Origin of the sequence: Nocardioides speluncae (assembly GCF_003121585.1) — a bacterium.
Taxonomy (GTDB): Bacteria; Actinomycetota; Actinomycetes; order Propionibacteriales; family Nocardioidaceae; genus Nocardioides; species Nocardioides speluncae.
In genome coordinates, this window is sequence record NZ_QEOO01000016.1 from 579,356 (window position 1) to 605,325 (window position 25,970).

The 25,970-nt window shown below is 68.3% G+C and carries 28 protein-coding genes; 13 read left to right on the top strand and 15 right to left on the bottom strand.

All coding sequences use genetic code 11. The annotated features are described in order from the left end of the window. Positions 1-49 precede the first annotated feature (49 nt). The 5 genes from DDV73_RS10190 to DDV73_RS10210 form a co-directional block, all read right to left on the bottom strand. On the bottom strand, positions 50-1,030 hold the full coding sequence (locus DDV73_RS10190) for a hypothetical protein (protein ID WP_154402701.1): 981 nt from the start codon (positions 1,028-1,030) through the stop codon (positions 50-52). 16 nt (positions 1,031-1,046) lie between these two features. Beyond that, positions 1,047-1,532, bottom strand: a complete 486-nt coding sequence (locus DDV73_RS10195; RefSeq protein WP_154402702.1) for a hypothetical protein — start codon at positions 1,530-1,532, stop codon at positions 1,047-1,049. Positions 1,533-2,128: 596 nt separating this feature from the next. Beyond that, a complete protein-coding gene (locus tag DDV73_RS10200; protein WP_154402703.1) occupies positions 2,129-2,434 on the bottom strand; it encodes a hypothetical protein in 306 nt (101 codons plus the stop codon). A gap of 769 nt (positions 2,435-3,203) precedes the next feature. Continuing rightward, positions 3,204-4,430: an RNA polymerase sigma factor gene (locus tag DDV73_RS10205; RefSeq protein ID WP_109507113.1), complete on the bottom strand. Its 1,227-nt coding sequence runs from the start codon at positions 4,428-4,430 to the stop codon at positions 3,204-3,206. Between the two features lie 13 nt (positions 4,431-4,443). Continuing rightward, on the bottom strand, positions 4,444-4,833 hold the full coding sequence (locus DDV73_RS10210) for a YciI family protein (RefSeq protein ID WP_109507114.1): 390 nt from the start codon (positions 4,831-4,833) through the stop codon (positions 4,444-4,446). Positions 4,834-5,231: 398 nt separating this feature from the next. Between DDV73_RS10210 and DDV73_RS10215 the strand changes: the two genes are divergently transcribed. The 3 genes from DDV73_RS10215 to DDV73_RS10225 are packed head-to-tail and all read left to right on the top strand — an operon-like array spanning position 5,232 to position 6,809. Next, positions 5,232-5,495 (top strand): hypothetical protein, encoded by a 264-nt coding sequence (locus tag DDV73_RS10215; protein WP_109507115.1) that lies wholly within the window; start codon positions 5,232-5,234, stop codon positions 5,493-5,495. A 7-nt stretch (positions 5,496-5,502) separates the two neighbouring features. Then, a complete protein-coding gene (locus DDV73_RS10220) occupies positions 5,503-6,393 on the top strand; it encodes a DNA/RNA non-specific endonuclease (RefSeq protein WP_109507116.1) in 891 nt (296 codons plus the stop codon). After that, positions 6,390-6,809: an antitoxin YezG family protein gene (locus tag DDV73_RS10225; RefSeq protein WP_109507117.1), complete on the top strand. Its 420-nt coding sequence runs from the start codon at positions 6,390-6,392 to the stop codon at positions 6,807-6,809. Before DDV73_RS10220 ends, DDV73_RS10225 begins: the two co-directional genes overlap by 4 nt. A gap of 852 nt (positions 6,810-7,661) precedes the next feature. On the opposite strand, the gene DDV73_RS10230 is transcribed toward DDV73_RS10225, so the two are convergent. After that, positions 7,662-9,563 carry a DNA primase family protein gene (locus DDV73_RS10230; RefSeq protein ID WP_109507118.1) on the bottom strand — a complete coding sequence of 634 codons (1,902 nt, stop codon included), beginning with the start codon at positions 9,561-9,563 and terminating at the stop codon, positions 7,662-7,664. 699 nt (positions 9,564-10,262) lie between these two features. Here DDV73_RS10230 and DDV73_RS10235 point away from each other — a divergent pair. Next, the gene (locus tag DDV73_RS10235; RefSeq protein WP_109507119.1) at positions 10,263-10,457 is read left to right on the top strand and encodes a hypothetical protein; all 195 of its coding nucleotides are present in this window, start codon (positions 10,263-10,265) and stop codon (positions 10,455-10,457) included. A 106-nt stretch (positions 10,458-10,563) separates the two neighbouring features. Here DDV73_RS10235 and DDV73_RS10240 read toward each other — a convergent pair whose 3' ends face one another. Beyond that, positions 10,564-10,773, bottom strand: a complete 210-nt coding sequence (locus tag DDV73_RS10240; RefSeq protein ID WP_206050796.1) for a helix-turn-helix domain-containing protein — start codon at positions 10,771-10,773, stop codon at positions 10,564-10,566. A 165-nt stretch (positions 10,774-10,938) separates the two neighbouring features. Between DDV73_RS10240 and DDV73_RS10245 the strand changes: the two genes are divergently transcribed. Further along, positions 10,939-11,574 carry a helix-turn-helix domain-containing protein gene (locus DDV73_RS10245; RefSeq protein WP_109507120.1) on the top strand — a complete coding sequence of 212 codons (636 nt, stop codon included), beginning with the start codon at positions 10,939-10,941 and terminating at the stop codon, positions 11,572-11,574. Further along, positions 11,571-12,782, top strand: coding sequence for a tyrosine-type recombinase/integrase (locus tag DDV73_RS10250; RefSeq protein ID WP_109507121.1), 1,212 nt, complete (start codon positions 11,571-11,573; stop codon positions 12,780-12,782). Before DDV73_RS10245 ends, DDV73_RS10250 begins: the two co-directional genes overlap by 4 nt. 218 nt (positions 12,783-13,000) lie before the next feature. On the opposite strand, the gene DDV73_RS10255 is transcribed toward DDV73_RS10250, so the two are convergent. Next, positions 13,001-13,963 carry an AraC family transcriptional regulator gene (locus DDV73_RS10255; protein ID WP_109507178.1) on the bottom strand — a complete coding sequence of 321 codons (963 nt, stop codon included), beginning with the start codon at positions 13,961-13,963 and terminating at the stop codon, positions 13,001-13,003. A 143-nt stretch (positions 13,964-14,106) separates the two neighbouring features. Here DDV73_RS10255 and DDV73_RS10260 point away from each other — a divergent pair, with 143 nt between their 5' ends. Both DDV73_RS10260 and DDV73_RS10265 read left to right on the top strand, forming a co-directional pair. Further along, positions 14,107-14,604 (top strand): anthrone oxygenase family protein, encoded by a 498-nt coding sequence (locus DDV73_RS10260; RefSeq protein WP_109507122.1) that lies wholly within the window; start codon positions 14,107-14,109, stop codon positions 14,602-14,604. Positions 14,605-14,677: 73 nt separating this feature from the next. After that, positions 14,678-15,292: a dihydrofolate reductase family protein gene (locus tag DDV73_RS10265; protein ID WP_109507123.1), complete on the top strand. Its 615-nt coding sequence runs from the start codon at positions 14,678-14,680 to the stop codon at positions 15,290-15,292. Here DDV73_RS10265 and DDV73_RS10270 read toward each other — a convergent pair. Genes DDV73_RS10270 through DDV73_RS10280 form a run of 3 tightly spaced genes read right to left on the bottom strand, consistent with a single transcriptional unit; the run spans position 15,289 to position 17,871 of the window. Next, entirely contained in the window at positions 15,289-15,669 is a 381-nt protein-coding gene (locus DDV73_RS10270; protein ID WP_109507124.1) for a twitching motility protein PilT, read from the bottom strand. The two genes, DDV73_RS10265 and DDV73_RS10270, sit on opposite strands and share 4 nt — an antisense overlap. Next, entirely contained in the window at positions 15,666-16,265 is a 600-nt protein-coding gene (locus DDV73_RS28695) for a hypothetical protein (protein WP_206050797.1), read from the bottom strand. Before DDV73_RS28695 ends, DDV73_RS10270 begins: the two co-directional genes overlap by 4 nt. Positions 16,266-16,302: 37 nt before the next feature. After that, a complete protein-coding gene (locus DDV73_RS10280) occupies positions 16,303-17,871 on the bottom strand; it encodes a carboxylesterase/lipase family protein (protein ID WP_109507125.1) in 1,569 nt (522 codons plus the stop codon). Between the two features lie 127 nt (positions 17,872-17,998). Between DDV73_RS10280 and DDV73_RS10285 the strand changes: the two genes are divergently transcribed. Further along, positions 17,999-18,784: a poly-gamma-glutamate hydrolase family protein gene (locus DDV73_RS10285; RefSeq protein WP_109507179.1), complete on the top strand. Its 786-nt coding sequence runs from the start codon at positions 17,999-18,001 to the stop codon at positions 18,782-18,784. Between the two features lie 76 nt (positions 18,785-18,860). Here DDV73_RS10285 and DDV73_RS10290 read toward each other — a convergent pair whose 3' ends face one another. Together DDV73_RS10290 and DDV73_RS10295 are read right to left on the bottom strand one after the other, a co-directional pair. Then, complete coding sequence (locus DDV73_RS10290; protein WP_109507126.1) at positions 18,861-19,835, bottom strand: pirin family protein; 975 nt, start codon at positions 19,833-19,835, stop codon at positions 18,861-18,863. 53 nt (positions 19,836-19,888) lie between these two features. Beyond that, positions 19,889-20,521, bottom strand: coding sequence for a TetR/AcrR family transcriptional regulator (locus DDV73_RS10295; RefSeq protein ID WP_109507127.1), 633 nt, complete (start codon positions 20,519-20,521; stop codon positions 19,889-19,891). 85 nt (positions 20,522-20,606) lie between these two features. Between DDV73_RS10295 and DDV73_RS10300 the strand changes: the two genes are divergently transcribed. Genes DDV73_RS10300 through DDV73_RS10310 form a run of 3 tightly spaced genes read left to right on the top strand, consistent with a single transcriptional unit; the run spans position 20,607 to position 23,846 of the window. Continuing rightward, a complete protein-coding gene (locus DDV73_RS10300; protein ID WP_109507128.1) occupies positions 20,607-21,521 on the top strand; it encodes a patatin-like phospholipase family protein in 915 nt (304 codons plus the stop codon). After that, a complete protein-coding gene (locus DDV73_RS10305; RefSeq protein WP_109507129.1) occupies positions 21,518-22,375 on the top strand; it encodes an SDR family oxidoreductase in 858 nt (285 codons plus the stop codon). Before DDV73_RS10300 ends, DDV73_RS10305 begins: the two co-directional genes overlap by 4 nt. Further along, entirely contained in the window at positions 22,368-23,846 is a 1,479-nt protein-coding gene (locus DDV73_RS10310; protein ID WP_109507130.1) for a flavin-containing monooxygenase, read from the top strand. The genes DDV73_RS10305 and DDV73_RS10310 overlap by 8 nt, the downstream gene beginning before the upstream one ends. Here the strand turns inward: DDV73_RS10310 and DDV73_RS10315 are convergent. Further along, entirely contained in the window at positions 23,837-24,655 is an 819-nt protein-coding gene (locus DDV73_RS10315) for a helix-turn-helix domain-containing protein (protein ID WP_206050798.1), read from the bottom strand. The two genes, DDV73_RS10310 and DDV73_RS10315, sit on opposite strands and share 10 nt — an antisense overlap. 101 nt (positions 24,656-24,756) lie before the next feature. Here DDV73_RS10315 and DDV73_RS10320 point away from each other — a divergent pair, with 101 nt between their 5' ends. Then, positions 24,757-25,164 carry a DUF3224 domain-containing protein gene (locus DDV73_RS10320; protein ID WP_109507132.1) on the top strand — a complete coding sequence of 136 codons (408 nt, stop codon included), beginning with the start codon at positions 24,757-24,759 and terminating at the stop codon, positions 25,162-25,164. Between the two features lie 28 nt (positions 25,165-25,192). Here the strand turns inward: DDV73_RS10320 and DDV73_RS10325 are convergent, their stop codons facing one another. Beyond that, positions 25,193-25,837, bottom strand: coding sequence for a TetR/AcrR family transcriptional regulator (locus tag DDV73_RS10325; RefSeq protein WP_109507133.1), 645 nt, complete (start codon positions 25,835-25,837; stop codon positions 25,193-25,195). Between the last annotated feature and the right edge of the window lie 133 nt (positions 25,838-25,970).

Consider the following 25,970-nt stretch of genomic DNA (forward strand, 5'->3'; position numbering starts at 1 on the left):
TGGTGAGCTGATCGGCGGAGGTGATCGCCGCTTGCACCGGGGCGGCGCCTCAGTTGTCCAGCCCGTCATCGCGAGTCTTAGGTGATTTGCCTGAGCGGTGCTGATCGCTGGCGCCAGGAAAGAAGTGGCGCTGCGCCGCCCCGGTGTCGTGACAGGTCTGGCAGACCCACAGCGCCTTCCTGGCGCTGGTCTTCACGCCGACAAAGATCGTGTTGCCCACCTCGATGCGCCCCTGGCAGCACGCGCACGTCCCGTCGTACCGCGCTGGAATGCCCGCTGAGTACGGGTCCGGTGCCGACGGAGGATCCTCGACGCCGAGGAACCGCCGGGTGGCTGCATCGGCTTCCTCCGGTGAGTAGGCGTTTGGGGGGCGGGTTCCAGGTCCGATCCACTCGATGCTCGACCAACGGGTCAGTGGCCACTCCACCGTCGGTGCGTAGGCGAGGACGGGTCCGAGATGGCTGGCGCAGACGGGGATCGACATGTCTGCGACGCGCGTGATCTCGAACAGCGCGGGAAGGCCGCAGCGCTGGCTTCCGCCGGAGCCATCGCGGAACGCATCGCACGGCCAGTCCTGGTAGTCGGGTTCTGCAAGCGGAGGCGTAACGGTGCCGTCCGACATGATCTCGACCGGCAGGAACAGGTCAAGAAGCCATGCAGGGACTGCTGGTTGCGGGTCCCACGGCTCCAGATCGCCGATCGCCCACACGATTGTGTAGCTCTCGCAGTCAGGGTCTTTGTCCAGGTCCTCGGCAAGGCAGTAGGCCAGTGCCTGGCCGGCATCGACGACTGAAGCCAGCGCGAGACACGTTCGCTGTAGACAGCGAGCGTCCGGCTGCGTCGGCCCAAAATGGACATGCCACTCAATGACCTCGGGCTCCTCCTCAACGCGGACCAGGACCGCATTCCAAGTCCGTCTCCTGGCCGTTAGGTCTTGTGTGCCAGCGGTCGGCGCGAGTGTGGGGGAGTCAGCGCTGGTTGGAGTGCCTGAACCCGCGATGTCGCCGGGCGGGTGCGGGAGGTCAGCCACCGGGTCAGCCACGAGGTCAGCCGCTGGCTTCGGGTGAGTCTCGCCACCGTGTGATCTTGGCGGGCGGCTGCGTCGGATAGGACACCGCTGACCGGCGCAACTCCAGCAGCCGGTGGTTCGCGGTGTGCCGATAGGCGATGATCCATCGCCCAACCAGTGCCATGCTGCCGTCGTTGGTCTCGACGACGTGCCCGCGGACTGAGAATGTGCCGTGGGGTCCTTGCGAGAACGTCGCGTCGACGAGGTCGCCATGCCGGACCTCTGTGGCTTGGACAATTGGGCCGTCGGTTGCCTCGATGGGTTCCTCGGCGAGGACGGTCAACCTGAGAAGGTCCTTGTCCGGCTTCATCTTCGACTCAATGAGCCAGGAGCCCACCATGAAGGAGCCCAGGGTGGCCGACCGCACGACCGATCCGCGGACGCTGAAGACCCCGTACAGGTCGTCGCGTAGCAGCGCCGAGACGCGATCCTTTTCCGCCAGCGACACGAGGGTCTCGGTCATCGCCTTCACGTCACGTCGGGCCGGCGGCTGTAGTTCGCTGTCCATGGTTCACCTCGGGTCGATAGCCGAGCAATAGGGATGTTTCGGGCACCCTACTCGAACCGATCTGGCACGGCGCAGCGCGCCAGAAGATCCCGCCAGGCTATGGACGGTGGAGCCGGTCGGATTCTGGTGGATCAGCCCCGTGTTGGTGATGCTGCCGCCCGGCTGTCCGTGTCGCAGCACCTGCAGCAGCTGCTCCTTCGTGAACTCACGCCCGTCGCCGAGCGCGAGCTCGGTAGGCGTGCTGGTCGGCGCAACCGATGCGGTACGTCAGATGCCCGTGGGCAGCCAGACCGGCCGAGCCGGGAGTGATTCGCGCCCCTGGTCATGCGTACTGAGCTCGTCGTTCAAGGCGTTGAGCAGTTGCTCGTCAGTTGCTCTGGCCTCGGTTGTCGAGCGAAACGTGGTTCACCACGGCGTTCGGCGCGGACCGCGCGCGCGTGCCGTGCCATGACGGCCAACTCGCGGGCGGGAAGGTACTCGCGATACGCGGCGCAGTCTGCGTCACGATCGGCCTTGCACCTGCTGCAGCTGGGCACGCAGATGGTGCCGGTCTAGTTGCGCCCCCAGAGCGGCAGATTCGAGGGCAGCGGAGTTTTTCCGACACGGTCGATCAAGATCGGCTCCGGCTTGTCCCGCGCACCTTCCAGCGTCCAGGTGACCATGACCTGCTCATGGGAGCGAACCTCTTCGATCGCGTCGACCGCGGCGTCTGTGACGTCGTACAGCGATCGCGAGTTAACTCGAATCGTGCGCGCCGGCTTTCCCGGGTAGCACACGACGACGTCGTACGCCTGACCGAGGCGCACAAGCCGTACGTCGACTACAGGGCGTGGATCGATGTCCTGGTTGTCAGTCATATGTCGCTTCCCCGAGGATCTGCTTCACAGACAACGGCCGAGGTCGAGCCTTGGTCGTGCCACCCGTGGGCCTTCCTCTGCTCGTGAACATCCAGTTCAGACCTAGGCATACCGCCTGCCGGCGCGATTCGCCAGACACCCGGCCGTGCTGTCAACGGCGGGTTGGGACTGACCCCTAGCGACGGATTGGAATTGACCCCGTGGTCGGTCTACTTGTCTCGGTCCTTGGCGAGTAGTTCGGCGGGCGCGGGTGCGGTAGGAGTCGCCGGTGAGGGTGAGGACCTCGGCGGTCAGTCCTTACCCGTCGTTGACACATTGGACTACTGCTCATCGCAATCGCCCTGACCGTCACTGGGGTGGGTGCGATAGCAGAGCAGCTGATGTCACCTACCCGATCGTCGGACCGACGATAGGTGTAGCCCGGGCATATGGCGTGAAGCAGAAGGCGAACCGTCTGTAAGCGCTCACGTGGCTGGCCTGGGGCGGGCGGCAGGGTTAGCGCTGGGTCAGGATGGCCGCGGACAGCACTAGGCCGGGTCGCCGTGTCGGCGACCGCGTGAAGGTGGGCGTGAACCTCGGCAGCTGGTGGTCTGGACGGTGGTGTCACAGCCCCGGTGGCTGGTATTCGTCAGTCGCGGATCTTGGTGTCGCTCGTACCCTGCACCGGCGCCAGATGGTGACGATGGGTCCCTGGCCACGGATGCGTCCGGCAGTCCTGCGCGCAACCGCGAACGACTACGGCGTCCGGAGCGGTGACGGTCTCGCTTGCTCAATCGGCGGCGAACTTGTTCATCGCGGTCTGCTTCGCTACCAGGAACCGGGTCTCGGCTGCGCTCGGCGCGAGCTCGCCGGCGCGGCGGTAGGCGTCCTGTGCCTCCTCGATGCGTCCCAGTCGCTCCAGCAGAGACGCGCGCGTGGCGTGCAGCAGGTAGTAGCCGGCGAGCTCAGGCATGATCGCCTCTACCAGCGACAGTGCTGCCGCGGGGCCGTCGACCTCGGCGACCACGATCGCCCGGTTCAACCTCACCACTGGTGTGGGCATCACCGAGACCAGTCGGTCGTAGAGCCGCAGGATCGCCGGCCAGTCGGTGTCCTGGAACGTCGCGGCCGCGCAGTGGGCGCCCTGGATGGCGGCCTGCAACGCGAACGGACCTGGACGCGGGTGACGCAGGGCCGCGACGGCGAGGTCGTGTCCCTCGCGGATCAGTGGGCGGTTCCACCGGGAGCGGTCCTGGTCGCGCAGGAGCGTGACCTCCGGCCCCCGTGCAGGTAGACGGGCCTCGTTGAGCAGCATCAGCGCCAGTAGCCCCAGCACCTCTGGCTCGTCGGGCATCAAGGTGGCCAGTGTGCGCGCGAGCCTGATCGCCTCGGTACGCAGCGCGGTACGCCCCTCGCGGTCGTCTGAGCCGGTGTTGTAGACCAGGTACAGCACCGAGAGAACCGGACGCAGCCGCGCCGGCAGCTCGCCGTCGCCCGGTACCCGGTAGGGGATGTGCGCTGCCTTGATCTTGTACCTGGCCCGCACCAGCCGCTTGGCCATCGTTGCCTCGCTCACCAGGAAGGCGCGAGCCACCTCCCCAGGGTTAAGACCGGCAACAAGGCGCAGCGTGAGGGCCACCTGATGCTCCACACAGAGCGCCGGGTGGCAGCAGGTGAAGATCAGTCGCAGCTGGTCGTCGCGCAATGAGACGTCGTCCTCCTCGGCAAGGGTCACGTCCGCCACTGTCACAGCCTCGTCATGCTCGCGGGCCGCCTGCGCGACCAGCTCCCTGCCCCGCGCGTCGCGTCGCACGACATCCACCGCCGCATTACGGGCGGTCCTGACGATCCAGCCGGCCGGGTTGTCGGGCATGCCGTCCCGCGGCCACCGCTCGACCGCGGCGGCGAACGCCTCCTGGACCGCGTCTTCGGCGAGTGAGATGTCGCCGAAGACGCGCACCAGCGTGGCCACGGCCGGGCCGTGCGCCTCGCGGAACGCGCGCTCGATGTCCTCCATCTGGCCCAATCGATCAGTGACCGACCTGGTCCTTCAGACGACCGGTGCCCCGGAACGGCCGCACCTCGATCGCGTGGTTGGTGGCCTCCACGACCTTCTCCGCCCAAGCTAGCGCGCCGTCGAGATCCTCGGCGCTGATGACGTAGAACCCACCGATGTGCTCCTTGGCCTCCACGAACGGTCCGTCGGTGATCACCTTGTCCAGGCCGGTGCCACCGCTGACAACTGTGGCCGCGTCGGGCCCGTGCAGCGCCCCGCCGAACGCGAAGGCCCCGGCGGCATCCATCTCCTCCTCCAGCGCCATCACCCGGGCCATGAACGACTGCATCTCCTCCGGTGTCTGCGGTGCACCCTCAACCGCGCCATCCGTCGACGCGTACACCGACAGCAGGTACTGACTCATCTGGACTCCAACTCTCACGCGGGCAGTCTCCCGCTCTCACCCACTGACGAACGGGAACGGCCATCCAGGACACCTCCGTTGAAGATTGCCAGATCCCCAGCTTGCTCGGCGTGAGAGCTCCGCGCCCGAGCACGAACACTCCCGCGGCGGGCCACGTGGCCAACACCGCCATCCGATAGCCAGTCCCTTCTAGACCGCCCGAGATCGGTGTTGAGGTCAGGTGCTCCAACATTCGCGATCACACAACCACACCGAGCGCCGCACCCGCTTCTGGCATTCACGACCCGAACGCCGCCAGCATTCATGCCCCTAGACAATCCCTGCAGACCTCGCCCCCGGGGCGGCCGGGTAGGGTCACGGGTTGTCCGGTTCGGTGTCTTTCTCCGAAGGGTTCTCGGGTGGCCAGCATCGTCGTACAGATCCGGATCCGACTGGACGCAGCCAAGGACGACGCCGCGAAGGCCTCGGACAGCCTGGCGACCGCCACCGGCGACCTCGACAGGGCGCACGCCTTGCTGTCGAGCGCGACCCTGGGCAGTTACAACCCGCAGCTGAAGGCAGCAGCCGCGGGCGTGCAGCGTCTCAGCATCACGCTGGGCAAGACCTCCCAGGTGATCGACGACGCCGGCCGCCGCGCCTCCGAGTGGGGACACCAACTGTGAGCGGCCCATGAGCGGCGACGTCGACGAAGCCCTCCGCGTCCTCGCCGAGGCTAAAGCCGCCATCGAGTCGGCCGAGACGGCGCTGGCCGCGGCCCACGCCGATGCTCGCCGCTCGCACGACACGATCGCCGATGTCGGCGGTGTACGACCAGGCCGCACCCTCGGCCTGGCCATCGAGGACCTCGACAAGTCACTCACCACCATCCGGCACTCAGGCCCGATCACCGCTGCTGTGAAGCGCGAGATCGACGCCGCCATGGACCGGCTCCGAGGCGGTGCCCCGGGCGGTGCCCCGGGCACTGTTCCGGCCGGTGCCGTCGGCGGTGATCCGACGGGCGGTGATCCGGCCGCCGGCTCAGCGGAGGTCACCGCCGACGAGATGGCGGTCGATGGCAGCAGCCGGACCGTTGTCGAACTGTCGTCGTCGGACCCCACGCACGTGCGCCAACTGAACAAGCCACAGCCCAACGCCACGGTCATCGTCGACGGCCGGTTCCGGTACGAGACCGACGAGCATGGCCGTGTTGTCAAGGCGACCACCACGCTGAGCATCATCGACCTGGAACATCCTCGATCCGAGCACGCTCAGCGCACTCTCGAGGGCAAGCTGGAAGGTGACCACGCGGGTCATCTGTTCGCGAGGATCTTCAAAGGCCCGGGACAGAAGGTCAACCTGGTGCCGATGGAGGCTCTCGGCGTCAACCTCGGCCAGTTCCGTCAGTTGGAGCGTCGATGGGAGGACGCGATCGAGGCAGGTGACCATGTCGAGGTAGAGATCGAGCTTGCGTACGTTGGCGATGACCGGCGGCCCCAGGCGTTGTACGTGCGGTACCAGTCCGGAACGTCGCGGCGTCGCGACGTCAAGATCACGAATACACCACGAAGCGAGGACGAATGACCCCCGAGACCCAGGACCTCATTCAGGCGGTCGGGCAAGGCATGCTTCGCGCCGTGCAGTCAGTAGCGGACTGGCGACGTATCGAGCTTTCCCTCACCGGCGCGGGTGGAATGGTGGAGGCCGACCTCCGGGTCGTGAGCCCTGACGGCGAGGTCGACCAATCCCGTGGTCTCGACCACGATGCGCTTGACGCGTGCGGGGATCTCCGTGACGCAATGCACCAAGCCGGTACGGGCACTTGGTACAACGCTCGGTTCACGGTGGATCGCAGCGGCAGTCTGGAGTCAGAGTTCGACTATGACAATGCGCCGTTCGACGGAAACATTGAACCCGAGTTGTTGGTGAACGACCACGCAGAGTTTCCGCGTGACCCTGCGAACATCCCTGACTGGCACCCGTCGAAGGCGTCAGGCTGAGGTAACAGCACGCCTGGTGGCCTGGCCGCCTCGGACAGGTTGGGGTACTCGTTTCTCGGGGCGAGGATGAAAGCGACCTTCTGGTCGACTTAGATGACCGCACCGCTGCTGACCGAGCAGGCACAGGCCGCGCTCGAGACCATCGGCGCAGGAATCCTGCGCGCTGTCCCCGATGACAGGTGGCGCACTGTTCGCCTCCACCTCACCTGTGCTGGTCGGATGCTCGAAGCCCGACTCGTTGTCGCTGCCGAAGACGCTGCCGAAGACGGTGCCGAGGACCGCCAGCGCGAGGTCGACAACACCACCCTTCGGGCCTGCCATGCGCTGCGGAAGGCGATGTGCCGCGAGAGCGCCGGCTGCTGGTCCTCAGACCTGGGCGCGGCGGGTTCAGAGGCAACTCGTGCGGCGAGGTTGCGCCACGGCGCATCGTCCGGCACGAAGGCTCCCACGCGGCCGGCCACGGATGGCTGGCCATCGAGGAGTACGAGTGCCCGCTGTGCGAGGCCTGGGCTCCGCGGGTCGTGGGCGACTGGATCAACCCCGACGACCCCGGCACCGACACGGCCGCCTTCCGGTGCCGGCCACCGGATCGGTGGACTCCTGTGGTGGCGCCGCTGCCGAACCCGCTTCCAGGCGCCCGCCGACGCCGAGTTGATCCAATGCCCCGCATGCGGACGATGGGCACCACCCGAACAGTGGTGATCCTGACTTCGCCATTCGGCTTGACGATGGTCAAGGACAGCGGTGTGCGGCCGTGGTGGCCGGTGAGCCGGTCGCCCACTCGTCGTCGGCGACGACGTCTTGGGCCGGCCGCGACCCGGCTGCCAGGTCTTCCGCTTCTTCGTCGGCAGTTCAGTCGTCCTCGCTGGTGTTGCCGCTGCAGCTGCCGGTGTCGGTGTCGGTCGACTGCGACGGTGGGTTCGGGTACCGGAGGATGCCGCGGTAGTTGGCGGCGACGTGCGGCTTGCTTCGCAGCATCGGGTCCTTGCCCATGTAGGTCGGGCTGAGCCAGCCGGCGAGCTCGTGCTTGGCGATCAGTGGCTCAGGGTCGTCCATCAGCGCTCCGGGGCGGATCCGCTTGTCCTTGTCGGTGCAGAACCACATGTCGTCCGCCTCGACAACACTGAGCAGGTCGCTGATGAACTGCTGCCGCGAGATGGTGGTGCCGGACGGGTTGACCAGGCCGAACCAGACCTTGAAGAGGTCGTAGAGGAACGGGAACGGCAGCAGGTCCCAGGCGAACTGCAGCCGGAACTCATGCCAGAAGGCCCGGACCGGGTCGTTCCAGGCCTTGTACTCAGCTAGGACGGCCTTGGTCGCCACCGGCTCCGAGAGCACGTAGTACTCCATCAGGAGGATCCTCTTGAGCACGTACTCGAGCACGTCGCGGCGCTTGAGGTAGTCGTCTTTGATGTAGCGCCGCTCGATACCGGTGAACGACTTGTCGAACGGCACGAACAGGTGTCGCCGGTAGGCCGACTCGCTCTTGTCCTTCATCCTCGGCATGCCATTGAGGCACTGCACCATGAAGCCGAAGAACTGCATCGAGACGGGCGTCTTGTACTTCCGGCTGATCGGCACCACGTCGTTGGTCTGAATCGCCTTCAGGTTCGCGGCCTTGTCGACGAAGATGCCGACGTCGTTCTCGTCGACGATGATGGCTGTAGCCCTGACGAGCGGCTCGAGTGCGAAGTCCTTGCCCATCTCCGACAGCGGGATCGAGGTATGGGACCGAGAGCCCACGAGGTTGCGCATCAGGGCGCACAGCGTGCCCTTGCCGTTGTTACCGACATCGGAGTAGAACCACGCCGACTTTCCCCACCGCACGTGGGGGCGGACCATTGCGCCGAGGATCTCCCAGATCAGCTCGACCATGCCCTCGTGAGCGGTGTTGTAGTCCGCGTCGCCGTCGGTGAGGTAGAGGTCGGCGATCCATGACTCGACATCCCATTCGGTGCCGTCAGTCGGGTGGATGAGAACTACGTTCTCGGCGTCGGGGTTGAATCGGACGGGTGTCTTGGCCGTGAAGATCAGCTCCGGGTCAAAGGGATGGGTGGACTTGGCGGTGAAGCGGTAGGTCCGGCCGTCGAGGTCGATGTCACGGTCGTCGCCGCCGTAGAAGAAGATCCCGTCGGCCACCGCGATCAGATCGGGGTGGGCGCAGCGGTGCCGCCGGGGCGCATCCTCCTTCAGGATCGCCGTCATCTCCCTGAAGTCGGCCAGCGACAGTTGCGTGTTGTAGAGGCGGGCAACGGCGCGGATCTCGTCCTCGCTCGAGTCGTACAGGCCCGCGTTCTCACCCCTGGGGACGTACATCGCCAGCAGGTCGTACTCACGCTCGACGTTGATGTTCTCCGGCGTGATCCGGATGACGTGGTGCAGCTTCAGAAGGACCTGAGCGACCTGCCAATGAGACAGGTGCCGCGCCATCGGCATGCGACCGTCACCCTTCGGGATCTTCTCGTTCTCGTCCCTGATCACGATGTTGAGCAAGGCCAGCAACTCGGCCTCGAGCAGCTTGGGGCTGGGCGGCGCGGCCATGTCGATCGCCCGCAGGTAGTCCCGCGTAACGACCTCGTAGATCTGGTTCTGCGGCGCAGCCGGGCCGGGACTCTCCTCGAAGTACGCCCGAGTCGAGTCAAGGACCCTCGCCAGGGTCGTGACCGCGGGGGATCCGTCGCTGCGTCTGGACGTGAGATCGACGACATTGCTGTCGGCAGTGCCACCTTGTGAGTCAGTGGTTACACTGCTCATCGAGAATCCTCCGATTTCTCCGCGACCCCGGACAGCCGCCAGCTGTTGCGGGGTCGAAATCTGTGTGGGTCGAAAGCTGTGTGGACGTTGTGTCGGGCAGCCGGCCCGAGCGCAGCTCGGGTCAGAAGGCCCGTCAGAAGGCCAGGAGCTCAGCGCAGCGTCGGCGGTCCTCGGCGTTCATGGGATTGGTGTTGGCGAGACGGAGCGCGGGCGCGCGTCAGCGAGTGCCGGCCAGTCGATCAGCCGCTCAGGCCACCGGCGTCGAGTGGACTGGGGAGGGGGTGACGGGTGGCGCACTGCCAGATGCTGGCCGATCGCAGCCCGTCACAGCCGAGACCCCCTACCCACGAACGTGTTACACGCGTTCTCGCAGGTCAAAGGATGAATTGAACGTACCCGTAACACGCGTTACACGCTTCGCGGGAAACCATCAATCTGAGGGTCAACTGCCTACCTTCCTTCCCTAGATAGTTTCGAAGCAAGTCTGTTACCCCTGTTACCGAGGGCCCCAAAACAGGCTCTGACCTGCGAGAACGCGTGTAACAAGAGAATCGGTGACCTGTTACACCCGGTCTTCGCGGCACTTCGGTCTGACCGGAAGCGAGCGTTCGCGACTCTGCGTCCTGCGCTTCGCTCATAGAAGAGTCCGGCCAGCTCGGACCGCATCGAGATGTGGCCGCCGGTGAACATTCGTACGATGTGACTGCCCTCGCGGTGCGCGAACAAGCGGTCGTCTGGCGTGCGGCCGAGCTGGTACTCCCGCAGCGCGAGTGCGACGAGCTGGGTCGCGACGGACTTCTTCGTAGGCTCCGCGTCGGCTCGCCCGTCAGCAGCCGCCGCGAGATCGACGTCGTCGGAGTCGTCGTCGGCGACGTCGGTCGCCGCGCTGGGTAGACTGGTCACGAGGATCTCGCTTCCTCAACGCCCCGGGTAGGTACCAACTGCCGCAGGGGTATTTACGTTCTGGGCTGGCGTGGTCGACGGGACGACCTGCGGACAGTCAGTCGAAGAGCGCCAGGAACTTCTCCCGCGGGATCACCACGCGGCGGCCCAGCTTGATCGCGGGGATGTTGCCCTCCGCGATGCCGGTCGAGACCGTGCGCGGGGCGACGCCCAGCGCCGCACCGGCCTCCGTAAGCGAGATGGTCGCCTTCGTGCTTTTGCGCAGGTCGTCGAGCGTCAGTGTCGACTCCAGTGTCGCCATCGCCATCGCAGGGCCCTCCAGTCAAATCCGTTTCAAAGCGATCAGTTTGATCGTATCATCATGAAGTCAAAACCGGCATCCAAACGTCAATTTGATGCGCTACAGTGTCGAAGAAGGCGCTTCCCACACACCCGCGCCGACACGCATCCGACACCACGAGAGACCATCGACATGACCACCAGCACGCCCAAGGGCATGAAGCCACTCGAGATGGGTCCGACCGGCATCGCCGTCGCCGACGCGATCCGCTTGTACCGCCAGCAACAGGACCTCAGCTATGCGGAACTCGAGCGCCGGACAGCCGAGCTCGACCACCGCATCCCGGTGATCAGCCTGCGTCGCATCGAGGCCCTGGCCCGCAAGGTCGACGTCGACGACCTGATGGCGCTTGCCGTGGCGCTCGACGTCGCGCCGACTCAGCTGCTCACGCACGTCCCCGCCGGCGCGCCGTCCCCGGACTACCAGGTTGCAACCGGTGTCCCGGCCGACCTCACTCAGAGCGAGCTACGGGCCTGGCTGCACCACCAGACGGGGCTGTCCCGGCCGGACCGCGAGGTGTTCTGGCGACGTGAGGTGGAACGTCTCAGGGATGCACTGCGTCGCGACGAGGAGCAGGCGCGGGAGCTGCGCTCGCAGGGCCATCCCGACCAGGACCGTCTTCGCGCAGCCGACTGGGCCCATTCGCAGACCGGGCGGGCGCTTATCGAGGCGGAGCGCCGGCTCGACTCCCTCCAGCTGACGAGCCATGACGAGGAGAGCCGCCGCGAGCTGGCCGAGGATCTGCGCAACGATCAGGACCCGCGTTGAGCGGCCGGCGGCGGGGCAAGGGCTCGATCACCTCGTACAAGACCAAGGGTGGCACCCGCTGGCGCTGGCAGATCCGGGTGCCGATCGATCCCGATCAGCCCGAGCTCGGGACGAAGCCCCACGGGCAGGGCGGATACCTGACGTCGGGCGACGCTGACGACGCCTTGCAGGAGGCGCTTAGGAAGCGACGTGAACAGCTGCGGTTCGGCTCGACGGTGCCCACCCTCGGTGCGTACGCCGAGGAGTGGCTCAAGGGCCTCAAGATCGCCGATAGCACCCGCAAGGGGTACGCCAAGAATGTGCGCAACCACATCACGCCCTACCTGGGCGACATTCGGCTGGACAAGCTGACCGCGACGAGGATCGCCCGGCACTACCGCGAGCTGGAGGACCACGGCCGCAAGGACACCTACGGCATGGGCAAGCCGCTCTCGCCCAACACCGTCAGCAAGGTTCACGTGAACCTGTGCTCGATCCTCGACGCCGCGATCGAGGACGGCCACGTCAACGTGAACCAGGCCAAGAAGAAGCTCACCACGAAGCCGCCGACTTCCTCAGAGATCCGCGAGCACAAGCCCGAGATCGTCACCTGGAGTCGCGAGCAGCTCGACACCTTCCTTGCCTGGGATCGCGATGTGCTCAAGGACGAGCTCTACGCCCTGTGGCAGGTGATCGCGTGGACGGGCATGCGTCGCAGCGAGGCGCTGGCCCTGCGCTGGTCGGACGTGAACGCCGCAAATCGCCAGATCCAGATCCGCCGCGCAACCAACACTGTCGACTGGTCGAAGACGAAGAAGACCAAGACCCGCAAGGCTCGTGCCGTCGACATCGACGAGATGACTGCGAAGGTGCTCGCCGCGCACAAGAAGGTCCGGGCGGAGATCTCCTTCGAGCTGGCCAAGGCCGACGCGTTCGTCTTCGGTGACGACAGCGGCCTTCAGCGCTCGCCCGACGCCATGACCTCTCGGTGGGATCGCCGGCTCAAGTGGGTCGGCGAAGCCCACCCCGAGATCCACCGCGTCACGCTCAAGGGTCTGCGCCACACGCACGCCACTCTGCTCCTCGAGGCTGGTGAACACCCCAAGGTCGTCCAGGAGAGACTTGGGCACAGCACGATCACCATCACGATGGACATCTACAGCCACGTCACTCCGACGATGCAGCGCAGCGCCATCGACCGGCTCGCCGGCGGCTCGCCGCGCGCCTGATTCCATGCAACCTCTCATGCAACACCGGCGATGCACGTTTGGTCATCGCCAAGACGCACGAGGACCTCGAGCTCCCTGCGCACGCCTGAGATCACGATTGAGAAGGCTGATTTCCCGGCGTGATGCTCGCGTGGGGGTGGCAGTTCAACTCCCCCCTCGCGCACGCGAAGGCTACAGAAACTCCCGGTCAAGGCTCCCTTGACCGGGAGTTCTTGCTTCTAGCTCGCCGCCGACCGGCGTACGGCGCCCGGCGAACGGCCGATGATGCGCTTGAACGCGCGGCTGAACGCCGCCTCCGACTCGTAGCCCAGGTGGGAGGCGAGCTCGGAGGCCGTGACACCCCGCTCGTCGCGCAGCCGATCGAGGGCCACCTGCATCCGCCACCGGGTCACGTACTGCATCACCGGCTCGCCCACCAGCTCGGTGAAGCGGGCGGCGAACGCCGAGCGCGACATGTCCACCTCGCGCGCCAGCCTGGCCACCGACCACGGCTGCCCCGGGTCGCGGTGCACCAGGGACATGGCACGACCGATCGGCGGGTCCTGCAGGGCGGCCAGCCATCCGGACGCGCCGGCCGGCTCGCCCGCGATCCAGGACCGGATCGCCTGGATCACCAGGATGTCCGAGAGGCGCATGATCACCGCCTCGCCACCAGGCCGCAGCTGCTGCCCCTCGGCGGCGATCAACCGCAGCGTGCTGTACATCCAGTCCGCCTCGGGCGAGGACATCGGCGTGCTCCCGATGACGAGCTTCGGCGGCAGCAGTGACAGCAGGCTCCTGGCCGCCGGGTGGCCGAGCCGCACGGTTCCGCACACCACCCGCGTGGGCGCGCCGTCGCCGCCGTACCGGAGGATCGCGTAGCGGTCGCTGGCGTACTCGTACCGCAGCCGGTCGACCCGCGGCGTCGCGACTCCGGCCTCGCTGTACAGCAGGTGGCCGGCACCGTGCGGGACCAGGGCGAAGTCGCCCGGCCCGAGCTGCTGCGACTCGTCGTCGTCGGTGGCGAGCCAGCAGCTACCGCTGCTCACCACGTGGAACCACATCGACTCCGGCTCGGGCGGCAGCCGCAGCCCCCACGGGGCGGTCAGCTCGGAGCGGCAGTAGAACGTGCCGGACATCCGCAGGAAGTGGAGGGCCTCGCCGAGGGGGTCGGCCGTCGCCCAGGGATCGGAGCCTCGCATCACCCCAGCCTGCCGACCGATCGACACTGCGTCCAGGTGCACTGGACGAACGAGCATGATCCAGCGACGCTCAGGCATGGAACACCCAGCAGAGTTCCTCGATGGTGGATGGAAGGACAAACCTGGGAGAGGGGACTTCGCCGATGACTGTCGCCAGAGATCTGTGGGTCGGGCTCACGCTGGGCGCCGCACTGGTCGTGATGGCGCTCGTGGCCGGGCTGAACTTCACGTTTGCGGTCGCGGTCATGCCGAACCTTGCCGGCGTAGACGACCGCACCTTCGTGCTGATCACCCAGCGGTTCAACGAGAACCCGGTGTTCCCGCTCAGCTTCACGCTGGCGCTGCTGCTCACCGCCCTCGCCTGCCTCCTGCAGGGAGTGTTCGGCTCGCGGGCCGCGCTCCGCTGGACGCTCGCCGCGCTGGTGCTCTACGTCGTCGTACTCGCGATCACCGGCGGCCTGCACATCCCGCTCAACACCGAGATCAGCGACGCCGGCGACCCCGACCGGATCAAGGACCTCGCCGAGGTCCGCGACCGGTTCGAGACGCCGTGGGTGGTCGGCAACGCCGTCCGCACGCTGTTCTGTACGGCGGCGGTCGCGGCCCTCGGCCGGGCACTGTTCCTCCAAGGTCGCCGCTGAGCCTTGACTCTCCCGTTGCCGGAGAGCGCACGGTGGCCTGAGCACGCCCAGCAGGCCGACGACAGGAGGAGCGATGAGCATCCATGGCCAGGGCAAGGTGATCATGTTCGTGGCGGTATCCATGGACGGGTACGTCGCCAATGAGCAGGACGAGGTCGGTCCGCTCTTCGACTGGTACGGCGCCGGCGGCGGCGTCTCCTACAGCCTGGACGGCGACCCCGCCTACGCCTTCGATACCACCGCAGAGACGGCCGACTTCCTGAGCACGCTGGTGGCGCCGATCGGGGCGCTGGTGATCGGGCGACGGGTCTTCGACCTGATGAACGGCTGGGGCGGCAACGCGCCGGCGGGCGACCACGTCTACGTGGTCACCCACCAGCCACCCACCGACTGGGAGTTCGCCGACACCGCGCCGTTCTCCTTCGTCACCGACATCGCCGACGCGGTCAAGCAGGCCCTTGAGACCGCCGGTGACCGGAACGTCTCCCTCGCCGCCGGCGACCTCGGCGGCAACGTGCTGCGCGAAGGCCTGGTGGACCGGGTGATCCTGAACCTGGTTCCGACCGTCTTCGGCACCGGCCGACCGTTCTTCGGCACCGGCGGCGTCGCCGAGCCGGTGCTGTTCGACGACCCGGTCGTGGCCCAGGGCCGGCGGGTCACCCACCTCTGCTACGACATCCGCCGCTAGATCTCCTGAATCGCGAGGCGACGGTCGGCACCACCGGCGGCTTGCTCGATATGGCCGCGGTTCGAGGTGATCACCGCGTCGCCTCGGCGGAGGGCGCCTTCGGCGACAGCCAGGTCCACCGTGTCGTCGAGGCCGGATGCTGCGGCGAGCTTGCCGATCGCGCGTGCCTGGGTCTCGGTCAACGGCTCGACTGTGCACCCCTTCAGCAGTCGTGAGAGCTGTGGCTGGGGACCTCCACGCCACGCCTCGCCGACAACCCCGGCGGGGACAGTGGGCACCAGACCGCGCTCGAGGGCCGCCCGGTGCAGCGACCACAGCAGTCGATCGCTCTTCTCGGCGGCGATCAGGGCTCCGGTGTCGTAGGTCAGGCCGCTCATGAGGCCGCGGCTCCGGTGGACCCGGCTTCACGGTTGCTCGCAGCCAGCAGCCGGTCCAGGAGGGCCTCCCCGTCGGCCCGCTCGTGATCCGAGAGCCGCCCGGCCTGTGCTTCCCACTCGGAAACGCCCTGGAGCCCCTCGCGGAGCAGCAGCTGGCGTTCGGCGGCGACCGAGAGCCAGGTGGAGAAGGAGATGCCGTCCTCGTTCGCGGCGGCCTCGACCCTCTCGGCCACGCCTGCCTCCAGCGACACCGACTTCTTCACGACACCCACGAGCTCAATGGTAGCACCGTTGGTGCTACCGAGGCTGGACAGCCGCTGGCGTCTGCTCGCGCCGAGTCGGGCTTTCCAGTCGTACTCAGGGTCCGCGAAAAGCGCAGACCGCAACGCATCGAAGCCGTGGCGACCCGAAGTGAGCGCCCCGGCCGGTGCCAGCCGGCGCGCTCGACTTCGGATCGAACCGCGACTGCGTTGCAGGCGGTCTGCTACCTCCCCCAGGTCCAAGCCCTCCCGCATCGCGTCGACAAGGCGATCGTGGTCGTCGGCTGTCCAGCCTTCGCCCGCGCGGGCCGGCTCGGTGCTCGCATCCTCCGTCATGTGTGGAGACGCTAGATACGAGCACCGACAGCCTTCGTTAGCGCGGGAGGGTTTTCCACAGGCCGCAGTTATGAGCGGCGGCGTACGGCGTCGGGGCGATGCCGGCGGTGGACAGGCCGAGCACGGTGCCGGTTGCGCCGTACGGCGACCAGTGCGGGCGGCCGGTCCCGTTCGGGTTGCCGCTCCGGGCGAAGGCCGACCAGTAGTCGATCATCGTCGCCGACAGCTGCCACTGCTCGGTGTTCAGCTCGGGATACGGGTTCCAGATCATGTCCAGGTCGAACAGGTAGGGCAACTCCAGGCCGTGGAATGCGCCGAGCGGCGGCGTGCCGTCCACCCCGCTGTCCTCGGCGAACTCGTAGGCGAACACCGGCTGCCGGCCGGCGGCCGACTCGGCGGTGCGCAGCACCGGGCAGGCGCCGATATTGCCGCCCCAGTCGCTGAGGACAGTGGCCAGCGCGAGCGCCGGGCTGTCGAAGCCGCTGACCGGGTACGCCGCGAGTACGGCGTCCGCGTCCTCGCCGAACGTCTCCCGCAGAAGCGTGGCGTACCGCTCCGCGGTCACCGGCCGCGGCTGATGCTCACCCGAGACGAAGCCGCGCATTTCGTCGCGGGTGCCACCGACCAGCAGCGGGACCCGGGCCGGGGTGCCGTTGCGCAGTGCATCTCCCGGCTGCTGGGGCAGCGCGTAGGTCCCGGCAACCGGGTTCCACGGCCGATCGCTCGCCCGGGCGTTGATCTCGCGGCCCGTCCGGGCGAGCACACCGAGCAGCTTGTCAGTTGGCTGGGAGCGGAGACAGGCCGCGACGTCGGCGGCGTCCGCACAGCCGAGGAGCTCGGTCGCCTGGGCGCCGAAGGCGTTGGCCGCCGACCGGGTGAGGACCTTGTTGTCGCAGGCACCGCTCTGCGAGATCGCGCGATGGAACAGCCCTCGCGAGAGCGGCGAGGCCAGGTGGGCGCACACCGAGCGGGCGCCACCGGACTGGCCGGCCAAGGTGACGTTGCCGGGATCGCCGCCGAACTGCGCGGCATTGCGGCGAATCCAGCGCAGCGCGGCCGCCTGGTCCATCAGCCCGTAGTTCCCGCCGGTGGCGTCGAGCTCCGGCGAGGAGAGGAAGCCGAGTGCGCCGAGCCGGTAGTTGATAGTCACCACGACCAGGTCGCCGGCGGTGGCGAGCCGGGTGGCGTCGTTCTCGCTGGCGCCCCCGGAGACCAGGCCACCGCCGTGGACCCACACCAGGACCGGCCGCGGGCGGTCGGTCCTTGCCCGGGGCACGGTCACGTCGAGATAGAGACAGTCCTCGCTGCCGGCCCGCCCCTGCTGCGGACAGTACGGGCTGGGCGTGGTCGCGTCGCGGACGCCGGACCATCTCGCCGGGCGGGCCGGTGGCCGCCACCGCCGCTCGCCCACCGGCGGCGCGGCGTACGGGATCGCGGAGTACCTGACGTGGTCGGAGGCGACGCTGCCGCGCAGCCAGCCGGAGTCGACCCGGACCAGGCCGGGATCTCGTGGGGGCGGGGCGGCCGAGGCGGGTGCGGCGGCGAAGGTGGACGCTGCGGCAGCGGCGATGGCGAGCACGGACAGAGCACGAGTTCGAATCGTCATGCCCGTCAGCCTGGACCGCACGCGGTTGCCGCCACGTCCGCTGTACGACGTCGCCGGCCTACGCAATCTGGCGTACGCAGCCCGTGCCGGCTCGCTGGCTTTGACGACCCGGCTACGGTTCCGGCTCATGTGGACAACTTCCCGGCGGGCACTCCTGGGCGCGGCTGCGGCCAGCATTCCCGTCGTCTACCTGGCCTCGACAGCCACGGCCGGCGACCTGTACTCCTCGAACACCGATCTGTATCGAGATCTCAGCGAAGGAGTGGACTTCGAGCGCCGGCTACACCGCCATGAGGTCACCTCTCGCACGGGCGCAAAGCGAACGACGATCCTCGCCCCGCACGGCGGCGGCATCGAGCTGGGAACCTCCGAGCTGTGCCTGGCAATCGCCGGCTACCACCCGGCCACGCTGGCCGCGGCCGGCCAGCTGCACGACTACTGGATGTTCGAGGGCGTCCGGCCGACGAACAACGACGAGCTGCATGTGACGTCCGCCCACTGCGACGACCACATGGCGCGGTCGCTGTGCTCCGGGTCGCTCAACGCCTTGGGGCTGCACGGCTGCACGGCCTCCGCGGCAGGATTCCCCAGCGGCGCGGCCGGTGTGCTGGTGGGCGGTCGGAACGCGACGTTCCGCCAGAAGCTGGTCAGCCGGCTGTCCACCGCCGGGTTCACGGCGCGGGACGGCGTCAACCACCCCACGCTCAGTGGCACCGATCCGGCCAACATCTGCAACCGCACGCTGACCGCTTCCGGTGCCCAGCTGGAGATCACTACGCCGCTGCGCAGCGCGATGTTCACCAACAACACGGCGTCTGGCCGCAAGACGTCGACCACCAGCACGTTCTGGACCTTCGTCAACGCCGTCCGCGCGGCCATCGCGGATGTCGAGGCGAGTCAGCAGGTGCTCTGAGGCCGCATCGACGGCCCGGACTTCGAAGCACTGTAGGCGGGACACGACATGCGCGTGTCCCCGATCTAGGCTCGCCTTACAGGTCGTGGTGGCCGGGGTGCGGCTCGGACGGGATCACGCCGAGCCGGCCCGCCTGGTAGTCCTCGAAGGCCTGGACGAGCTCGGCCCGGGTGTTCATCACGAACGGTCCGTACGCCGCGACCGGCTCCCGGATCGGGAGGCCGCCGAGCACCATCACCTCCAGGTCCGGGGCGCGCGACTCCTGCCGCTGGGCGGCACGCACGCGAACGGAGTCCCCGGGACCGAGCACCGCGAGCTGACCCATCCGGATCGGCCGGCGCTCGGCGCCGACGTAGCCGGACCCGGCCAGAACGTAGGCCAGCGCGTTGAAGTCGGGCCGCCACGGGATGTCCACCTCGGCGTCCGGCGCGACCGTGGCGTGCAGCAGTGCGATCGGGGTGTGAGTGCTGCCGGGGCCTTCGTGGCCGCCAACCTCGCCGGCGATGATCCGGACCAGCGCGCCGCCGTCCGGCGAGCTGAGCAGCGCCACTTGTCCGCCGCGGATGTCCTGATAGCGCGGGTCGGCCATCTTGAGCTTGGCCGGCAGGTTGACCCAGAGCTGGGTGCCATGGAACAGGCCGCCCTTGACGACCACGTCCTCCGGAGGCGCCTCGATGTGGAGCAGCCCGGAGCCCGCGGTCATCCACTGGGTGTCGCCGTCGGAGATGAAGCCGCCACCGCCGTGGGAGTCCCGGTGCTCGAGAAGACCGTCGATCATGTAGGTCACCGTCTCGAAGCCCCGGTGCGGGTGCCACGGCGTGCCCTTCGGCTCGCCCGGCGCGTACTCGACCTCGCCCATCTGGTCCATGTGGACGAACGGGTCCAGGTCGGCAAGGTCGACGCCGGCGAACGCGCGTCGTACTGGGAAGCCCTCGCCCTCGAGGCCCGACGGCGCGGTGGTCACCTGCTTGACGGTGCGCGGCCGCGCGGTGGCGTCCGGCGCGATCAGGCGCGGCAGGGCCAGGATGTTGTCGACAGTCACGGCGGGCATCGTTGCCTCCAAGACGTTGAGACTTCAACTATGCCAACAACGCCCAACCTCGGCTATTCCCCGCGGGCGGCGATGCCGTCGTACATCACCCGCCGGATGGCCTCGCTGAGCCGCTTGGCCTGAGCCGGGTCGGGGTTGCGGGCGCCGGCGAGCATGGAGCCGAGGATCATCCCGTTGATGGCGTGCGCGGTGCCGTCGACGTCGAGGTCGCTGCGGAGATAGCCCAGCTCGACGCCGTGGTCGAGGTACGACGCGGTAACGGCTGCGAGCGACTCCATCAGGCCGAGGACGCGTTCGCCCATGGCCGGGTCGATGCCCGGCGCCTCCAGCAGCAGCATCTTCGGGATCCGCGGGTCCTCCAGCATGATCCGGGCCAGCGCGTCGCCGATCCGGCGGGTCTGCTCGCGGTACTCGTCGAGCGTGTCGACCGCGTCGGGCGCGTTCTCGGCGGTCAGCGCCTGCATGATCCGGTCGATGACCTCGCTGATGACGTGCTCGACGATGTCCCGCTTGTTCTCGAAGTAGCGGTAGAAGGTGCCGTGGCCGAGCCCGAGCCGCGCGGCGATGTCGGCGATCCCGGTCGCGTGGTAGCCGCGCTCGGCGAAGCAGTCGAACGCGGCCTCGATGATCTCGCGCCGGGTCTCGGCCTTCTTACGCTCCGCGCGGGTCGGTACGGCGGCTGTCATACGCCACAGACTATTGCCCTGAATCCAGAAATGACATAGCGTTCCGAAAGTGACATCACATTCCGCATCGTCAGAAGAGGAGTGCATGACGACCCGAGGACTGGTCCTGGGCTGTGGCGGCACGCTGGGCTTCGCCTGGTCCGTGGTCGCACTTCAGGCCGCCGAGCGCACGCTCGGCTGGGACGCCCGTGATGCCGACGTCATCGTCGGTACGTCGGCCGGAGCCGAGCTGGCGGCGATGCTGGGCTCCGGCGCCTCGGTGGACAGCATTCTGGCGGCGCTCGAAGGCGCGGACGGCGCCGATCCGGTCATCGCCGCGCACCTGAAGCACCACCCCGGCCTCACCCCGCCGCGGCCCGCGCTCGCACTGCCCGGCCTCGGCCTGGCCAAGGCCACCCTTCGCCGTGACGAGGACCTCGCAACCGCGGCCGCGGGCCTGCTGCCGCGGGGTCGCGGTGACGCCACCTGGCTGCGTGACCTCGGCGCGGAGCTCGCCGGCGACGACGGCTGGGTGCGGCACCCGGCGACCTGGCTGGTGGCCGTGGACACCAGGAGCGGCGAGCGGGTGGCGTTCGGCTCTCCTGGCGCTCCCCGGGCCGAGCTCGGCGACGGGATCGCGGCGTCCTGGGCGATCCCCGGCTGGTTCCCGCCGGTCCGGATCGCCGGCCGCGACTACCTCGACGGCGGCGCGGTCCGCACCTGCTCGGCCGACCTTGTGCTCCCGCTCGACCTCGACGAGGTCGTGGTGGTGGCGCCGATGGCGACCAAGGGCGGCGTACCTGCGAAAGGCCTCGACCGAGTGGAGCGACTGCTCCGCCACCGGATGACCCGCGGCCTCGACAAGGAGATCGTGTTGCTCGAGCGCGCTGGCACGAAGGTGATCCGGCTCGAGCCGGGCCGAGACGAGCTGGACGCAATGTGCCCCAACTTCATGGACGTACGCCGCCGGCCGGCTGTGCTGGCGGCCGCCCGTCGGACGCGCGAAGGAGCAACCGCATGACCCGCTACCCCGACATCGACCTCGACGGCGCGGTGGTCGCGATCACCGGCGCCGCCCAGGGGATCGGCCTCGCGACCGCCAAGCTGTTCGCCGAGCGCGGCGCCACCGTCGCGATCGGCGACCTCGACGCCGACCTGGCCGCCAAGGCCGCAGTGGACGTCGGCGGCTCCGCGCACCCGCTCGACGTCAGCGACCCGGCGTCGTACGCCGCCTTCCTGGAGCACGTGCGCAGCACCCACGGCGAGCTGGACGTGCTGGTCAACAACGCCGGGATCATGCCGAACGGCGGCTTCCTCGAGCTCGACGAGAAGCTCAACCGGGCGATGATCGAGGTCAACCTCTTCGGCGTCGTGCACGGCATGCGGCTGGCACTCCCGGCCATGATCGAGCGCGGCCGCGGCCACGTCGTCAACGTCGCCTCGCTGGCCGGAAAGTTCCCGGTCAAGGGCCTGGCGATGTACAACGCCAGCAAGTTCGCCGTGGTCGGGCTGACCGCGGCCACCCGGCTGGAGTACGCCGACAGCGGGGTCAGCATCACCGCGGTCCTCCCGTCGGCGGTCGACACCGCGCTCGCGTCCGGCCTCGACATGCGGCCGATCCCCAAGGTGGCGCCGGAGGCGATCGCCCAGGCCGTGGTCGGGTCGGTGCGCACCCGCAAGGCCGAGATCGCGGTGCCGTCGTACGTCGGCGGGCTCGCCTCGGTCGCGACGATCACCCCGGAGCCGGCCCTCAGGCTCCTCCGGCGCGCGATGCGCGACGACCGCGCGCTGCGTCCCGACAGCCCCGAGCGCCACGCCTACCGACAGCGCCTCAACCAGGACACCTCGAAGGACACGGAGAACACCCATGAGTGAGTACGACGCAGTCATCGTCGGCGCCGGCTTCGGCGGCATGGGCGCCGCGATCCAGCTGAAGCGGCTCGGCTTCGACAACCTGCTGATCCTGGACCGCGAGTCCGACCTAGGCGGCACCTGGCACGTCAACCGCTACCCCGGCCTGGCCGTCGACATCCCGTCGTCGACGTACTCCTACTCCTTCGAGCCCAACCCGTACTGGAGCCGGCTCTTCGCGCCCGGCGAGGAGATCAAGAGGTACGCCGAGCATGTCGCCGACAAGTACGACCTGCGCCGGCACATGCAGTTCGACACCGTCGTGGACGGCGCCCGCTGGGATGAGGAGGCCCAGCAGTGGGTGGTCTCGGTCAAGGGCGGCAAGCCCGTGACCGCGACGTACCTGCTGACCGCCACCGGCTTCCTGTCCCAGCCGAAGATGCCCGACATCGAGGGCATCGACGGCTTCCAGGGCAAGGTCATCCACACCACGGCGTGGGACGACGACTACGACCTCACCGGCAAGCGCGCCGCGGTGATCGGCACCGGCGCCACCGCGGTCCAGCTGATCCCGACCATCGCCGACCGGCTGGCCGAGCTCACCGTCTACCAGCGCACCGCGATCTGGGTGAGCGCCAAGCCGGACTACCCGGTGCCGACGAGGGTGCGGAAGGCATTTGCGAAGGTTCCGCTCACGCAGCGTGCCGTCCGGCTGGCCGGCTCCTCGATCCTCGAGGTGCTGATGGTGGCTGGCGTACTCCACTACAAGGAGCTGCCGATCGCCAACCGGATCGGCGAGCGCGCCTGCCGGGCCCACCTGGCCCGCCAGATCCGCGACCCCGAGCTGCGCCGCAAGCTGACCCCGGACTACACCTTCGGCTGCAAACGGCCGACGTTCTCCAACGACTACTACCCCACCTTCACCAAGGAGCACGTCCACCTCGAGACCACGCCGATCGCCCGGATCGAGAAGGACGGGATCGTCACCAGCGACGGCCACAAGACCGAGATCGACGCGCTGCTGCTGGCGACCGGCTTCAACCTCTGGGACGTCAACTTCCCGGCGATCGAGATCCTCGGCCGCGACGGGCGCGACCTCGGCAAGTGGTGGCGGGAGAACCGCTTCCAGGCCTACGAGGGGATCACCGTGCCGAGCTTCCCGAACTTCCTGTCGCTGAACAGCCCCTACTCCTACAGCGGCCTGAGCTACTTCACGACGATCGAGTCGCAGATGAAGCACATGGACCGGCTGTTCCAGGCGATGAAGCGGCGTGGCGTGACCACCTTCGAGGTCAGCGAGGAGGCCAACGCGGAGTTCCTCGACCGGATGACCGACAAGATCGGTAACAGCATCTTCACGCTCGGCCAGTGCGCGACCGCCAACAGCTACTACTTCAACCCGCACGGCGAGGCGACGCTGCTGCGGCCGACCACCACCGTCAACGCTTTCCGCGACGCAGCGACCTTTCCGCTTGACGACTATGTCTACGCCTGAGGGGCTGGGCGGCCGGATTGCCGCGCGTATCCAGCGGGGGCACGTCCGACAACCGCACGGAAGTCACGCGCGAAGTGCGCCTGGTCGGCATAGCCGAGCTCGTGCGCCAGCCCTGCGAGGTCGGCGGCCCCGGAGTCGAGACGTTGCGCTGCCTCGTGCAGGCGACAGCGCTGCACGACCCACTTGGGTGTGACGCCGACGTACTCGCGAAACAGCTTCTGCAGCGTGCGCTTGCCGACTCCGAACCGCTCCACAAGATGGTCGACTCGCAGGATTTTGCGGTCGTGCGTGGTCGCATCCACGATGCTGTTGACCAGCCGGACCGACGGCGCCACCGGCATCCGGATCCGGTGGCGGCAGAATGCCTCCGCATGTGCCGCGCGCTCGCCGCGGTCGTCGGTCGCGGCGATCTGGCCTGCAAGTTCTGCGGCGGCCGGACCGAAGAGCTCCACCGCGTCGATCACCCTGTCGGTGAGGTCAGCGGCCGGACCGCGCAGCAACGGCCGGAACCCGGCCGGCCGGAACGACACCCCGAAGATGTCGCCGCGGCCATCCATCGTCCGGTCGAACCTGCCGCGCAGGACGCCGTGCACCCGGGCCCGGCCCTCCTCGACCACGAACTGGATGGCGGGCCGGGGCAGCACCTCGACTGTGAACGGCTCACGCTCCCGGAGGTCCCAGCGCACTCCCCAGTGATGCTCGACGATGTCAACGAGATCAGGGCCCGGCGGGAGCAGGTCTTCGGCGTACACCCCTTCGCCGGCGCGTGGGTTGAGTACGCCGCGCACAGTGTTCTCGGTCGGCTCCACCATCCCATTGTCGCGCGTTCGCGTTTGTTCAAGAACGCTCGGCAGCGCCGTCCTAGCGTCGTTCCCAGACCAGCGGACCAACCAGACCTGAGGAGCCGAGCATGGCCACCACCGCAACCGGGACCGTCGAGAACAAGTCGTGGGACCAGACGCCGTACGCCGACGTGGACGGCGCGACGACCATCGCCGTCGCGACCGGGCAGGACCGCTACCACGGCGACATCGAGGGCGACGCCGAATGGCGCGGACTGACGATCGCCGAGCCCGACGGGTCCGGGACGTTCCATAGCGTGCAGCGCATGACCTGCACGATCGCCGGAAGCTCGGGCAGCTTCGTGCTCAGGATGAGCGGCGTCTTCGACCCGGAAGGCTCGCGCGCGGACTGGGAGGTCGTGCCCGGGTCGGGCACCGGCGAGCTGGCGGGGATCACCGGCACCGGCGGATTTGACGCCGAAGGTGAGTCGGCGACGTACACCCTCGCCTACTCCCTGGGTGACGGCTCGCAGTAGAGGGTTGGCGGCCTGTCAGCCGATCGCGTCAGCGCCTGCCGCGACGCAGCCCGTTTCCTGGCAGCCCTCTGCGTCGACGCGTGGCGGGTTGAGCCGGGCGCGGGCTCGGCCCGGCCAGCGGTACGACGTGCACGGCGGCGAAGGCGCGCAGCTCCTCGGGCGTCCGGAGGACCGGCGGCGCATCCGGCATCAGCACCAGCGAGTGGATCAGCCGGGCGAGGATCGCCGTCTTCGTGTCGTCGGTGTCGGCGTGCGGGATTCCGTACGCCTGCTGGGTCTCGCGGTGGACCTCCTGCATCACCTGCAGCGCCATCGTCAGTCCCGGTCCGCCGTCGACGGTGATCGCCGGCAGTACGGCGTCGCGGTCGACCGCGAGCGCGCGGCGAAGCAGCTTGTTCTCGCGGACCGAGGTCACGGCGTACACGAAGCCTTCGACGATCCGCTCCTCGTAGCCGTCGACGCTGCTGGCGTGGTCGCGGATCGCTCCGGCGATCGCGCCTACCTCGCGCAGGATGACCGCCGCGACGATGTCGTCCTTGCTGCCCAGCCGGCGATAGAGGGTGGTCCGGTTGACGCCGGCGGCGCGGGCGATGTCGTCGGTGGTGGTTCGCGCGACCCCGAACTCGAGCAGTTGGCCGAGCGCTGCGTCGAGCAGCTCGTCGTCGTCGGTCACAGGTCCGTTTCCATGGGTAGGTCGCCGGCGAACCTAGCGGTGCGCCGGCGACCATCCCCTAGACCACACCCCCCGGCGCGTGCAACGACCTTACAGAATCCGTTGCATTGCCGCCAGACTTAGTTGAGCACTG